Source organism: Cellulomonas sp. P4_D11, assembly GCF_056401915.1.
On record NZ_JBFUIK010000018.1, the window covers coordinates 37,288 to 49,958 of the forward strand.

Consider the following 12,671-nt stretch of genomic DNA (forward strand, 5'->3'; position numbering starts at 1 on the left):
TGCGTGCCCGTGGTGGTGCCCCGCGTCCGCGCCGTGGCGCTCTGGGTCCTCGTCGTGACATCAGACTCATCCTTGAATCCTTTCAATCGGCTAGGTGTCCCCCGCGGCGAACGGGCGTCCCCCGACGAGAGAAGTCGGGGGCGCCTTTGACCCCGACCGCCCACGACCGTATCGCCTGGTTCACCCGAGTCAACCCGTCCTGAGACATTCGCCGGATTCCGTCGAAGGGAGCGCTCCCGACGGCGGAAACCGCTATCCGCTGGCGCCTGCGACGGACCCCTATCGACTGCGCCCGGCGCGCTCGGCACGGTCCCGGCGGTATGGGGACCCGCCCGACAACGTCACTTCGCCGCCAGAACGTCACCGTGAACTGCCGTTCTCGCGGCGAACTGCCGTTCTCGGCGCAGCGGGCGGTCTGACGCCGCCGAGAGCCGCGAGGTCGTGAGCTTGGGACGACGTCGTCAGCTGCGGCGCACGACCTCGTCCCTGACTCACGACCTCGCGCGCATCGTCGATGCGCCGGGCGCCGACCCCGAGGTGGCGACCCGGCGGCGCTCGACCGAGGGAGTGCCTGGCCGGCGCGCCCGACGCTGCTCCGGCGCTGGTCAGACCTCGAACGTGTAGCCCAGGCCCGGCTGGGTGAGGATGTGGCGGGGGTGGGCCGGGTCGGCCTCGAGCTTGCGGCGCAGCTGGGCGGAGTAGACGCGCAGGTAGTGGGTCTCGTCGGAGTACCCGGGACCCCAGACCTCCTGGAGCAGCTGCCGACGCCCGACCAGCTTCCCCCGGTTGCGGACGAGGACCTCGAGCATCGACCACTCCGTGGGGGTCAGCCGGACCTCGACGCCGTCGCGCAGCACCCGGGCGCGGGCGAGGTCGATGGTCAGCGCGCCGGCGACGACGACCGCCTCGGACTCGGGATCTCCCGCCGACGACGAACGCCGGACCGCGGCGCGCAGGCGCGCGAGCAGCTCGTTCATGGCGAACGGCTTGGTGACGTAGTCGTCGGCTCCCGCGTCGAGGGCGTCCACCTTGTCCTCGCCGTGCTGGCGCGCGGACAGGACGACGATCGGGACGCGGCTCCAGCCCCGGATCGCGGTGATGACGTCGAGGCCGCTCATGTCCGGCAGGCCGAGGTCGAGCAGGACGACGTCCGGCGCCCGCGACGCCGCGGACGTGATCGCGGAGGCGCCGTCGGCGGCCGTCGCGACGTCCCAGCCGGACGCGCGCAGCGTGATGGCGAGCGCGTGGGCGAGGCCGGGCTCGTCGTCGACGACGAGGACCCGGTTGCCGGTCACGGCGTCGCCCTCTCGTCCGGTCGCGCCGGGGGCGGCGCGTCCGACGCCCGCAAAGCCGTCGCACCCGGGTGCGACGACAACGGGGCATCCGGCGGCGCACCCGGTCGCGACGACGGCGGCGCGTCCGGTGCGGCCGGGGTCTCGGCCAGCGGGACCGTGACGAGCATGGTGAGCCCGCCGCCGGGGGTGTCCTCGGCGGCCACGTCGGCGCCGACCGCCGTCGCCAGTCCGTCCGCGACCGCCAGCCCGAGCCCGAGGCCCGTGCCGGAGGTGTCGCCCAGGCGCTGGAAGGGCGCGAACAGCCGGTCCTTCAGGTCGTCCGGAACGCCCGGCCCCGCATCCGCCACGCGCAGCACCATCCCACGCCCGACCACCGCGGCACTCACCCGGACCGGGGCGTCCGGCGGCGCGTAGCGGACCGCGTTCGAGACGAGGTTGGCCACCACGCGCTCGAGCAGGCCGGGGTCGGTGAGCACGAACGGCAGCTCCTCGGGGAGGTCGAGCACGACGGCGCCGGGCGGGAAGCCCTCGACGGCGAGCGGGACGATCTCGTCGAGGCTTGTCGCGCGCAGGACCGGCCGGACGCTCCCGGTCTGCAGCCGCGACAGGTCGAGCAGGTTGTCGATGAGCCGCTCGAGCCTCGCGGTGGACCCCGCGAGGGTGAGCACGAGGGCCGCGCGGTCGGCCGGGTCGAGCTGGAGCGACAGGCCCTCGACCGACGCGCGGATGGTGGCCAGCGGCGTGCGGAGGTCGTGGGAGACGGCGGTCAGCAGCGCCGTCCGCGTGGCGTCGGCCTGCTCCAGCACGCGTGCCTGCTCGGCCTGCGCCCGGAGCCGCTCGTGCTCGAGCACGACGCCGACCTGCGAGGCGAACGCCTCGAGCACCCGGCGGTCGCTCGCCGGCAGCACCCGGCCGGTGAGCGCGAGCACGCGGTGGTCGTCCACCGTGAGGACGGCGGACGCATCCTCGGGCCGCAGCGCGGGCTCGGCGCCGTCCACCGCCAGCACGTCCCAGCCGGACCCGCGGGCCTGCAGGAGCGCCACGGCCGAGAGCGTGAACGTCTCCCGCAGCCGCGCGACCAGGGCGGCGGCCGTGTCCTGGCCGGACAGCACCGACCGGGACACCGCCGCGAGCGCGGACGCCTCCGCACGCGCCCGGAACGCCTCGGCGGTGCGCCGCGCGGCGAGGTCCACCACCGACGCGACACCCGCCGCGACCAGCACGAACACGGTCAGCGCCAGCGCATTCTCGGGCTCAGCGATGGTCAGGTGTCCCGTGGGCACGGTGAAGAACCAGTTGAGCAGCAGGAACCCGACGAGAGCGCTGACGATCGCCGGCCACAGCCCGCCGACCAGCGCGACGAGCACGGTCAGGGCGAGGAAGAGCATGAGCTCGGTGGGCAGGCTCACCACGTCCCGCATGGCGCTGAGCAGGGCCGTGAGGAGCACGGGGCCGAGCAGCGCGGTGGCCCACCCGGCGACCAGCCGCGACGGGGACAGGGCCGAGCGCCGCGGCCGTCGTCGCGCCCCGCGCGCCTTCTCGTGCGTGACCAGGTGGACGTCGATGACGCCGGCCAGGCGGGCGATCTCGGTGCCGTTTCCCTCCGACAGGGCCTCGCGCCAGCGACTGCGCCGGGACACGCCGACCACGATCATCGTGGCGTTGACGCCGCGCGCGAAGTCGACCACCGCCGACGCCACGTCCTCGCCGACCACCGTGTGGAACGTGCCGCCCAGCGACTCGACCAGCCGCCGTTGCGACGCGATGGCCCCCGGCGGAGCGGACGGCAGCCCGTCGGTGGCCAGCACGTGCACGGCGAGGAGCTCGGAGCCGGCCGCCCGCTGCGCGATCCGTGCCCCGCGGCGCAGCAGCGTGTCCGCCTCAGGACCGCCGGTCACCGCGACGACCACCCGCTCGCGCGCGGGCCAGGGCGTTTCGATGCGGTTGTCGCGCCGGTAGGTGGCCAGCGCGTCGTCCACCCGGTCCGCCAGCCACAGCAGGGCGAGCTCGCGCAGGGCGGTGAGGTTGCCCACCCGGAAGTACTGCGACAGCGACGCGTCGATCTGCTCGGCCCGGTACACGTTGCCGTGCGCGAGCCGGCGCCGCAGGGCCTCCGGCGCCAGGTCGACCAGCTGGATCTGGTCGGCGTCGCGGACCACGTGGTCCGGCACGGTCTCCCGCTGCTTGACGCCGGTGATGGCCTCGACGTCGTCGTTCAGCGACTCCAGGTGCTGCACGTTGACGGTGGTGACCACGTCGATGCCCGCGTCGAGGACGTCCTGCACGTCCTGCCAGCGCTTGGGGTGCGCGCTGCCCGGCATGTTGGTGTGCGCGAGCTCGTCGATCATGATGACCTGCGGCGCCCGGGCGAGGACCGCGTCGACGTCGAGCTCGGTGAACGACGCGTCGCGGTGCACGAGCACCCGCCGCGGCAGCACCTCCAGGCCGTCCAGCTGCGCGGCCGTCGCGGCCCGGCCGTGGTCCTCGACCAGGCCGACGACCACGTCCGTGCCCCGGGCGAGGCGGCGGTGGGCCTCGTCGAGCATCGCGTAGGTCTTGCCGACGCCCGGCGCCGCGCCGAGGTAGACGGTCAGCCGACCCCGCCTCGGTGGCACCTCACCGCTGGTCACGAGCCCATTGTCGGCAGCCCGAGGTCGAGCCGCAGCACGTTCACCCGCGGTTCGCCGAGGAACCCGAGGTCACGGCCGACGGTCAGCCGCTCGACGAGCGCCTCCACCGACGCGACGGGCACCCCGTTCTCGCGCGCGACGCGGGCCGCCTGCAGGTGTGCGTAGGCCTGTCCCGCACGCTGCGTACCGAGGAGGTGGTCCTGACCGACGAGTCCACCCGCAGGATGAGCACGGGCGCGCGGCCCGTCACCTAGACTCCGTCCGTGATCTTCAAGGCGGTGGGCGAGGGCAGGCCCTACCCGGACCACGGGCTGGAGACGGCCAAGCAGTGGGCCGAGGTTCCGCCGCGCCAGGTGCGGCTCGACGAGCTGGTGACGACGAAGCGCACGCTCGACCTCGACGCCCTGCTGGCGGAGGACTCGACGTTCTACGGCGACCTGTTCGCGCACGTCGTCCAGTACCGGGGTGTCATGTACCTCGAGGACGGCCTGCACCGGGCCGTCCGGGCCGCGCTGCACCAGCGCGCGCTGCTCCACGCCCGGGTGCTGGTGATCAAGTGACCGAGCAGGACCGGGGTCGTCAGCTGCGTCGACGGCACATGCACGAGCGGCAGGCCGTCATCTTCGGCGTGCTCCTGGCCGCCCTCGCGCTGGCCGGGCTCGGCGCCGCAGCGGTGTTCACGGGCAGCCTCAACCTGCCGGTGTTCGCGCGGGAGTTCGCCAGCGAGCCCAGCCCGACCGCCACGCAGGACCCGTACCCGTGCCCGCCGGCCGGCGCGATGCCGGTCCCCTACGGCCAGATCACCGTCAAGGTCTACAACGCGACGAACCGCGTCGGGCTCGCCGGCGCGACCGCCGCCAGCCTGGCCGAGCGCGGGTTCGTCATCGGGGCCAAGGAGACCGCCGCCGTCACGTACGACGGCAAGGCGCGCATCATCTTCGGCACCACCGGTGTCGCTCAGGCGTACACGCTGGCCGCCCAGATCGACGGCGCCGTCCTGATCCTCGACCCCCGGGCCGACCCGAGCATCGACCTCGCCCTGGGCGCCGAGTTCGCGGAGCTCAAGCCGGTCGAGACCGTCACGCTCGACCCGGCCGCACCGCTCGTCGCACCCGCCGGTTGCACGCCGTTCGACCAGGTCGTCGCCCCGGCCGCGCCCGCGGCTCCGGCGGAGACCCCCGCGACCGGTTGATCCCTGGCACGCCTGATCTCACAGGTGGCGCGGGCTCGACGCCGCCGACGCGCGGGCTAGCCTGAGGCCCTCGTCCGTTTCGTCGGCCTGGTCGCGGGCCACGTTCCCCGGAGGTCGCGCTGCTCCGCCCCCTGCTGCACCGAATCCTCCACGCCCCGGCCGCGGTCTGGGTCGCCTTCGTCCTGGTGCACGGCTGGCTCGCGCTCGTCGGGCTGGTGCTCATCCCGCAACAGGCGTTCTGGGACCTCGACCTCTACCGCTACTGGATGTGGCTGGGCCTGCACGAGGGCCAGTGGCCCGTGCTGTCCGGGTCGTGGGTGTACCCGGCGGGGGCCATCGTGCCGATGCTCGTCGCCGCGGCCGGCGGGACCGGCGGCGTCTCCGGGTACGCGCCCGCGTGGTCGCTGATGATCACGGTGCTCGACGGCATCGCGCTCGCGGTGCTGCTCCGGGTGCGGCGCCCCGACCGCCCCGACGACGCCCCAACCACGTACGGCGCCTGGTGGTGGCTCGCGTTCCTGCTCCTGCTCGGCCCGGTCGCGATGGGCCGGCTCGACGCCGTCGTCGCCCCGGTGGTCGTCGTCGCGCTCGCCATCGCGCTGCGGCACCCGCGCATCACCTCCGCGCTCCTCACGGCGGCCGCCTGGATCAAGGTCGCGCCCGGCGCCCTGCTGATCGCCCTGTTCTTCGCCGTGAGGCGGCCGTGGCGCAGCGTCGTGGTGCCGGCCGCGATCGTCAGCGCGGTGGTGGTCGGCACCGTCGCCGCCCTCGGTGGCCTCACGCACGTGTCGTCGTTCCTCACGGAGCAGGACGAGCGCGGGCTCCAGATCGAGGCACCGGGCGCGACGCCGTGGCTGGTCGCGGGGCTGTGGGTGCCGTCGATCACGCGCGTGCTCAACCAGGCGATCGTCAGCTGGGAGATCCACGGGCCCGGCACCCAGGGCGTCGCCGACGTGCTGGGCGCGCTGTTCTTCCTGGCGATCGGCGCCGCGGCGCTGCTGCTCTGGTGGCGCCGGGAGCACCTGGGCGAGCGGATGTGGTCGGGCGGGATCGCGCGGACCGAGCTCCTGGTCCGCGGCGCGATGCTGCTGACGCTCGCGATGCTCGTGTTCAACAAGGTGGGCTCGCCGCAGTACATGGGTTGGTTGGCCCCGCCGGTCGCGGTCGCGCTGGCGCTGCGGCTGCCGGGCTGGCGCACGACCGCGTGGATGGTCGCCGGCATCGCCGGGGCGACGCAGGTGGTGTTCCCGTGGCTCTACAGCGAGGTGATCTACGGGGGTCCGGGCGTGACGTTCACGCTGGCGGCCCGCAACATCGCGCTCGTCGTCCTGCTGGTGCACACCGTGGTCGCGCTGGTCCGGCCCGTGCCGCCCGAGGACGGCCTGGACGCTCAGGCAGCGGGCCTGCGCCGCCAGGAGCGGATCACCAGCGCGAGCCCGGCGGCGTAGCCGACGCCCAGCACGCCGAGGTACGGCCCGTAGAACCGTCGCAGCACCGGGTGGCCGATCGCGGCGGCACCCGCGACCGCGGCGCCCATGGCCACCGCACGCGCGCCGCGCGCGCCGGCGGTGTGCACCGCGAGCGGGAGGCGCGGCGTGGCGGCCTCCCCCGCCGCGGCCGCGTACAGCTTCACGGGGACGCCGTTCACGGCCTGCTTCCAGACGCCGCGCGCGCCGACCGCCATGTGCTCCGCGGCCGCCGCTCGCATGCTCGCGGTGGTCAGCGGCGCGGGCGGCCGCATCCCGCGCCGGGTCAGCTCCGCGGTCACCAGCACGCCGGCCACCGAGCCGGCCGTGAGCCAGGCGGCGGCGGGGAGGATCCGGCGCGGGTGCGCGACCCCGACGACGCCCAGGTACATCTCCATGGTGACCGGCCAGCTCACCCCCTCGGCGAACCCCCACGCGGCGGCCCCGACCATGCCGGCGCGGCCGTCCATCGCGCGGTACAGCAGCCGCCAGGTGCGGGACTCGGACGCGGTCGCCGGTCCCTCGGCCAGCAGCGCGTCGAGCTGGTGGACCACGGGCGACATGTCGTCCTCGTTCAGGTCCTCCGGCTGGATCGGGTGCCCGAGCCGCACCTCGACCGGCCCCGGGTGCAGGCGTCCGCCCTTGGGCAGCAGGTCGGCGGTGCCGACGATCGCGACCGGGAGCAGGGGCACGTCGAACTCGCGGGCCAGCCGCACGGCGCCGCTGTGCAGCTCCCCGATCGTCCCGTCCGTGCTGCGCGTGCCCTCGGGGAACACGAGCAGGCTCGAGCCCGTGCCGAGCACCGCCTGCGCGCCCTCGACCAGCCCCGCGTAGCCCCCACCACCCTGGCGGTGCACCGGCACGGCGCCGATGGCGAGCCGGAGCCCGACGCGCATCCACCGCTTGGCGAACCAGTAGTCCTCCGCGGCGACGACCACGGGCTTGTACGGCGCCGGGAAGGCCGCGATGAGCGCCGGGGTGTCGGCGTGCGAGCTGTGGTTGGCGACGATGACCATCGCCTCGTACGGCGCCGAGCCGCGCACCCGGTAGCCGCCGACCAGGTGGAACAGGTTGCGCCAGACCGTGTGCCGCGCGGCGCCGGCCAGGTTGAAGCCGGGTGGCAGGCCGACGCGGCGGTGGGTGGTCACGCGAGGACCGCCGCGAGCGGGAGCACCAGCAGCAGGGAGTCGACCCGGTCCAGCAGCCCGCCGAAGCCGGGCAGCCACGCGCCGGCGTCCTTGACCCCTGCGCGACGCTTCACCATGGACTCCAACAGGTCCCCTCCGACGCTCCCGAGCACCACGGCCACGTACAGCCCGAGCGAGGCGGAATCGAGCACGACCAGCACGATCGCCGCCCCGACGGCGGCTCCGACCATACCGCCGACCGTCTTGTTCGGACTGAGCCGGGAGAGTGGTCGCCGCGCCCACGCGAACCGCCGCAGGAAGGTCCCGCCGCACCACGCGGCGACGTCCGTGGCCGCCGCCGCGAAGCACAGCAGGTACGCGTCGCGGCCGACGATCACCAGGTTGGCCAGGGACCAGCACAGCCAGATCGAGCCGAACGCGGTGAGCGTCGCGCGCTCCAGGCCGCGCTCCGAGTCGCCGGCGAGCAGCGCGGGCACCGCGCACAGCAGGGCCACCAGAGGCACGAGCGCGAGCAGGTCCGGGTCCAGCCAGGCCGCCATCGGGTAGGCGACCGCCAGCACGAGCAGCAGGACGGTCTCGGCGCGCGGCAGCCGCATCATCGCCGCGAACTCGCGCACCGCCTGCAGCGCCAGCAGCGCCGCGAGCACCGCGGTGGGACCGGGGCCCAGCCACATCGGGATGCCGATGACCGGCAGGATCAGCGCCCAGGTGGTCCACCGGCGCCGCAGCTCGGGCTTGCCGGACAGGAACACGGGGATCGCCGCGAGCGCGAGGATGACCACGCTGACCACCAGCAGCCAGACCGCGCGGCCGTCGAGGTCGAGGTGCCAGCCGCCGAGCGTCGTGTGGATCTCGAGCTGGGGGACGTTCACGCGAGCACCGCGTGCACGCGCCGGAGCCGGAGCACGGCCGTCGTGAGCGACCCGACGGCGATCAGCCCCGCCCACAGCCCGAGCAGCGCCGGGAAGGCCGTGGCGACGACGACCACCGCGCACCGCTCTGTCTTGCCCCACGGGCCGCCGTTGAGCCGAGGCGCGCCCGCCCCGGTTCCGGCCAGCGAGGCGAACGTCGGCAGCGTCGCGCAGACCGCGGCGACCAGCACCCAGGTGACCTGCTCGGACCCGTCGGCCAGCACGGCGAGCCCGGCGAACATCAGCAGGTCGCCGGCCCGGTCACCGATCTCGTTGACGACGAAGCCCCACGGCCGCGAGACCCCGCGCGCCCGGGCGACCGCGCCGTCGAGGTTGGCGCCGGCCAGCCGCCCGGCCAGGAGCACGAGCGCCGGCAGCCACCAGCCGAGGGCGATCGCGACCGCCGCCAGCGCCGCGCTGAGCACCCCGAGCCACGTGAACACGTCGGGCGACGTGCCCCGGCGGACGGCCGCCTGGACGAACCGGTCGAGCCGACGGGTGTACCAGGGCTTGAGTGCGTACAGGCCGCGCATGCCGGGACCCTAGCGACTCCCGGGCCCGCCACCGGCGGTTCCCGCGCGCGTTCACCCCAGCTGCGCAGCGACCTCCGACGCGACGAGCTCCAGGTGGTCGAGGTCGTGCAGGTCGAGCACCTGCAGGTACACGCGCGTGATCCCCAGCTCGCGGTAGGAGCCGATGCGGTCGACCACCGCGCTCGGCGTGCCGGCGAACCCGACGGCGCGGACCTCGGAGACGTCCCGACCGATCGCGTCGGCCCGGCGGGCCACCTCGGCGTCGTCGCGACCCGCGCACAGCACCTGCGCGACGGAGAACGTGAGCGACGAGGGGTCGCGGCCGGCGTCCTGGCACGCCGCCCGGACCGTGGCCACGCGGCCCTCGACGTCGGCCGGCGCGGGGAACGACATGTTGAACTCGTTGGCGTACTTGGCCGCGAGCGCCGGCGTCCGCTTCGGCCCGCTGCCGCCGACGATCACCGGGACCCCGGGCCGCGTCGGGTCGAGCGGCGAGAACTGCACGGGCTTGGGCAGCGCCGGAGCGTTCGTCAGCGTGTAGTGCGAGCCCTCGAACCCGTAGTGCGACCCGATCGGCGTCCCCCACAGGCCCGTGATGAGCTCGAGCTGCTCGGTCAGCAGGTCGAACCGCTTCTCCGGGAACGGGATCCCGTACGCAGCGTGCTCCTGCGCGAACCAGCCGGCGCCCAGCCCCAGCTCGACCCGACCGCCGGACATCTGGTCGACCTGCGCGACCTGGATCGCGAGCACGCCGGGGTGCCGGAAGGTGGCCGACGACACCAGCGTCCCCAGCCGGATGCGGCTCGTCTCGCGCGCCAGCCCCGCCAGCGTGGTCCAGGCGTCGGTCGGGCCGGGCAGGCCGTCGCCGTCGCCCATGCGCAGGTAGTGGTCGGACCGGAAGAAGGCGTCGAACCCGAGGTCCTCGGTGGCCTTGGCCACGGCGAGCAGGTCGTCGTAGGAAGCCCCCTGCTGGGGCTCGGTGAAGATGCGCAGATCCATGACGACCACCCTCACACACGACGCTGACGTCCGCAGTCGTGGGGGCCGCGGGGTCGCAGCCGGGCGCCACCACGTGCGACGGTGGACCGGTGAGCGTCCCGTCGTCCCCGCAGTTCCCCGTCATCGTGCCCGGCCGACACCCTGCCGACGAGCCGTTCGCGGTCGCGGACTGGCGCCGGCGGGTCGCGCAGATGTACGCCGACGTCCGGCGGCTCGCCGCCTCGGACCCGGAGGCCGCGCACGGGGTCTGGGTGCAGCGGCGCGACGAGCTGCTCGCCGACCACCCGGCCTCGCCGCTCGACGTCGTCGCCAAGGCGTCGTTCGAGGGCCTCGCCGTCCCGCACTACGACCCCGCGTACCGGTTCGAGTGCGAGGTGCTGCCGGCCACGCACCAGCGGCTCGACGTGGGCACGGGCACGGACGGCGTCGTGCCGTTCGAGCGGATCGGGACGGTCGAGGTGGGCGAGCTCGGCAGCCTGGCGGTCTGGGTGATCCGCGCGTACGCGGGCGGCCTCTTCGTGCCGGTCAAGGATGCGTCGCCCGACACCTACGGCGGCGGGCGCTACCTGCTCGACACCATCAAGGGCGCCGACCTGGGCATGGTCGGGGACCGCCTCGTGGTCGACCTCAACTTCGCGTACAACCCGTCCTGCGCGTACGACCCCGCGTGGACCTGCCCGCTGGCCACCCGTGCCAACACGGTCGCCGTCGAGGTCCCCGTCGGCGAGCGCGTCTTCTCATGAGCGCGCTCACGTCGATGTGGGCCTGGGACAACCCCGTGCCGCCCTCGGTCGACGCCCGCGGCCGCGGCTACGCCCCCGCCGAGCCGGCCGCGCTCGTCGCCTTCTGCCAGGAGCGCGGCGTGCACCGGGTCTTCCTGTCCGCCCCGTGGGCCGCCGACGAGGGCCCGGTGGGCGACTGGTTCCGCGCCGCCACCGCCGCGCTGCAGGCCGTGGGGGTCGCCGTCGGTCCCCTGGGTGGCGACCCCGGTTGGCTCGGTCAGCCGCAGCTCGCGGTGACCTGGGCCCTGACCGCGCTGAGGTCCGGCCCGAGCGACAGCCTCCAGCTCGACGTCGAACCGTGGGCGACCGCGGCGTGGGCGACGGACCGCGAGCGGCTCTGCACGCAGTGGCTCGAGCTCCTCGACGCGGTGCTCGCGGCACTGCCGGCAGGCGTGACGCTCGGCGTCGACACGCCCTGGTGGCTCGCGCACGAGGCGTGGGGCGACGGGACGCTGCTCGACGCCGTCCTGGCGCGGGCGGGCCGGGTCGGGGTCGTCGCGTTCAGCGACCACGCCCGCGGCGCCGACGGGATCATCTCGCTGGCGGCGCCCGCGGTCGTCGCGGCGTCGTCGGCGGGCCGGCCGTTCACCGTCGGCGTGGAGACGGACACCGCCGAGGTCGCGGGCGGCGCGCAGTACACGTTCGTCGACGAGGGGCCCGCGGTCCTCGAGAGCGAGACGGACCGGGTCGCCGCCGCGTTCGAGCAGCTGCCCGGCTACGAGGGCGTCACGGTCGAGCACCACCGCGCCTGGCGGTCGCTGCTCGGCCTCGACTGAGGGTCACACCTGGCAGGTCGGGCACCAGTAGAGCTTGCGGACGGCCATCTCCTCGACCACCACCGGGTTCCCGCTGACCAGGCACGGCTCGCCGGTGCGGTGGTAGACCCAGTGCCGCAGCGTCGGGTCGGTGAGCGCCGCCTCGCGCTCCTGCGCCGAGAGATCCTCGCGCGTGATCATCACGCCGGTCCGGATCCCGTCGGCCAGCAGCACCGCCCAGTCGTCCCACAGGGCGCGCGCCACCTCGGCGGGGACCCGGCGGCCGGGCGTGTGCGGGTCGAGCCGCGCGCGGAACAGCAGCTCGGCGCGGTAGATGTTGCCGATGCCGGCGACCACCGACTGGTCCATGAGCAGCTGGCCGACGGCGACGTTCCGGGAGGTCAGCCGAGCGACCATGACCTCGCCCGCCGCGGCCAGGTCGTCGGTCGACGCCGGGTCGGGTCCCAGCCGCTCGATCGCGGCGGCGGCGCCGGACGGGTCGAGCACCTCGCACGCCGACGGCCCCCGCAGGTCCGCGACGGTCTCGGCCGACGCCAGCCGCACGCGCACCTGGCCGACGGGGTCGGGCGGGAAGGTCGCGACGAGGCCGCCCTCGTCGGCGGGGCTCTCGCGCTCGTCCTCGCCCATCCGGACCGCGCGCCGCAGCCGGGGTGCACCCATGCTGCCGGGCGCGAACGATCCGGGCTCCAGCGGCGTGAGCGATCCGTAGAAGTCCCACGCGCCGTAGAGGCCGAGGTGCACGCGCAGCACGTCCCCGCGCTCGAACGTGCAGAACAGCTGCTTGCCGACGGCATCGGCGGACACCATGACCTGGCCGTCGAGCCGAGCCGCGCCGGCCGCGAACCGGCCCTGCGGCGAGCTCACGGCCAGCGGCCGACCCACCAGGTCCTGGGTCAGCTGGCGGGCGATGCGATGGACGGTATGACCCTCGGGCACGCC

General features: G+C 74.8%; 13 protein-coding genes. 5 read left to right on the top strand and 8 right to left on the bottom strand.

What is annotated here, in order from left to right:
- Positions 1-605 precede the first annotated feature (605 nt).
- The 3 genes from AC1DT4_RS12795 to AC1DT4_RS12805 are packed head-to-tail and all read right to left on the bottom strand — an operon-like array spanning position 606 to position 4,047.
- Positions 606-1,295, bottom strand: a complete 690-nt coding sequence (locus AC1DT4_RS12795) for a response regulator (RefSeq protein ID WP_477090174.1) — start codon at positions 1,293-1,295, stop codon at positions 606-608.
- Positions 1,292-3,925, bottom strand: a complete 2,634-nt coding sequence (locus tag AC1DT4_RS12800) for a DUF4118 domain-containing protein (RefSeq protein WP_477090175.1) — start codon at positions 3,923-3,925, stop codon at positions 1,292-1,294. Before AC1DT4_RS12800 ends, AC1DT4_RS12795 begins: the two co-directional genes overlap by 4 nt.
- On the bottom strand, positions 3,922-4,047 hold the full coding sequence (locus AC1DT4_RS12805) for a potassium-transporting ATPase subunit C (RefSeq protein ID WP_477090176.1): 126 nt from the start codon (positions 4,045-4,047) through the stop codon (positions 3,922-3,924). Before AC1DT4_RS12805 ends, AC1DT4_RS12800 begins: the two co-directional genes overlap by 4 nt.
- Before the next feature lie 141 nt (positions 4,048-4,188).
- Here AC1DT4_RS12805 and AC1DT4_RS12810 point away from each other — a divergent pair, with 141 nt between their 5' ends.
- The 3 genes from AC1DT4_RS12810 to AC1DT4_RS12820 all read left to right on the top strand — a co-directional run bounded on the left by AC1DT4_RS12810 (position 4,189) and on the right by AC1DT4_RS12820 (position 6,565).
- Positions 4,189-4,485: a type II toxin-antitoxin system VapB family antitoxin gene (locus AC1DT4_RS12810; protein WP_370502557.1), complete on the top strand. Its 297-nt coding sequence runs from the start codon at positions 4,189-4,191 to the stop codon at positions 4,483-4,485.
- On the top strand, positions 4,482-5,117 hold the full coding sequence (locus AC1DT4_RS12815) for a LytR C-terminal domain-containing protein (RefSeq protein WP_477090177.1): 636 nt from the start codon (positions 4,482-4,484) through the stop codon (positions 5,115-5,117). The genes AC1DT4_RS12810 and AC1DT4_RS12815 overlap by 4 nt, the downstream gene beginning before the upstream one ends.
- Before the next feature lie 185 nt (positions 5,118-5,302).
- A complete protein-coding gene (locus AC1DT4_RS12820) occupies positions 5,303-6,565 on the top strand; it encodes a glycosyltransferase 87 family protein (protein WP_477090178.1) in 1,263 nt (420 codons plus the stop codon).
- Here AC1DT4_RS12820 and AC1DT4_RS12825 read toward each other — a convergent pair.
- Genes AC1DT4_RS12825 through AC1DT4_RS12840 form a run of 4 tightly spaced genes read right to left on the bottom strand, consistent with a single transcriptional unit; the run spans position 6,508 to position 10,174 of the window.
- On the bottom strand, positions 6,508-7,731 hold the full coding sequence (locus AC1DT4_RS12825) for a lysophospholipid acyltransferase family protein (protein WP_477090179.1): 1,224 nt from the start codon (positions 7,729-7,731) through the stop codon (positions 6,508-6,510). The two genes, AC1DT4_RS12820 and AC1DT4_RS12825, sit on opposite strands and share 58 nt — an antisense overlap.
- On the bottom strand, positions 7,728-8,603 hold the full coding sequence (locus tag AC1DT4_RS12830) for a phosphatidate cytidylyltransferase (protein WP_477090180.1): 876 nt from the start codon (positions 8,601-8,603) through the stop codon (positions 7,728-7,730). The genes AC1DT4_RS12825 and AC1DT4_RS12830 overlap by 4 nt, the downstream gene beginning before the upstream one ends.
- Positions 8,600-9,175: a CDP-alcohol phosphatidyltransferase family protein gene (locus AC1DT4_RS12835; RefSeq protein WP_477090181.1), complete on the bottom strand. Its 576-nt coding sequence runs from the start codon at positions 9,173-9,175 to the stop codon at positions 8,600-8,602. Before AC1DT4_RS12835 ends, AC1DT4_RS12830 begins: the two co-directional genes overlap by 4 nt.
- A 51-nt stretch (positions 9,176-9,226) precedes the next feature.
- A complete protein-coding gene (locus tag AC1DT4_RS12840; RefSeq protein ID WP_477090182.1) occupies positions 9,227-10,174 on the bottom strand; it encodes an LLM class F420-dependent oxidoreductase in 948 nt (315 codons plus the stop codon).
- Between the two features lie 191 nt (positions 10,175-10,365).
- Here AC1DT4_RS12840 and AC1DT4_RS12845 point away from each other — a divergent pair, with 191 nt between their 5' ends.
- Together AC1DT4_RS12845 and AC1DT4_RS12850 are read left to right on the top strand one after the other, a co-directional pair.
- On the top strand, positions 10,366-10,917 hold the full coding sequence (locus AC1DT4_RS12845; RefSeq protein WP_477090214.1) for a DUF1684 domain-containing protein: 552 nt from the start codon (positions 10,366-10,368) through the stop codon (positions 10,915-10,917).
- A complete protein-coding gene (locus tag AC1DT4_RS12850) occupies positions 10,914-11,732 on the top strand; it encodes a hypothetical protein (protein WP_477090183.1) in 819 nt (272 codons plus the stop codon). Before AC1DT4_RS12845 ends, AC1DT4_RS12850 begins: the two co-directional genes overlap by 4 nt.
- A gap of 3 nt (positions 11,733-11,735) precedes the next feature.
- On the opposite strand, the gene AC1DT4_RS12855 is transcribed toward AC1DT4_RS12850, so the two are convergent.
- Positions 11,736-12,668 carry an Fpg/Nei family DNA glycosylase gene (locus AC1DT4_RS12855; RefSeq protein ID WP_477090184.1) on the bottom strand — a complete coding sequence of 311 codons (933 nt, stop codon included), beginning with the start codon at positions 12,666-12,668 and terminating at the stop codon, positions 11,736-11,738.
- Positions 12,669-12,671 lie beyond the last annotated feature (3 nt).

Bases quoted from the DNA above. Each gene is read 5' to 3' on its own strand.
- AC1DT4_RS12835 (WP_477090181.1), bottom strand. From the start codon at position 9,175: ATGCGCGGCCTGTACGCACTCAAGCCCTGGTACACCCGTCGGCTCGAC.
- AC1DT4_RS12840 (WP_477090182.1), bottom strand. From the start codon at position 10,174: ATGGATCTGCGCATCTTCACCGAGCCCCAGCAGGGGGCTTCCTACGAC.
- AC1DT4_RS12845 (WP_477090214.1), top strand. From the start codon at position 10,366: ATGTACGCCGACGTCCGGCGGCTCGCCGCCTCGGACCCGGAGGCCGCG.
- AC1DT4_RS12850 (WP_477090183.1), top strand. From the start codon at position 10,914: ATGAGCGCGCTCACGTCGATGTGGGCCTGGGACAACCCCGTGCCGCCC.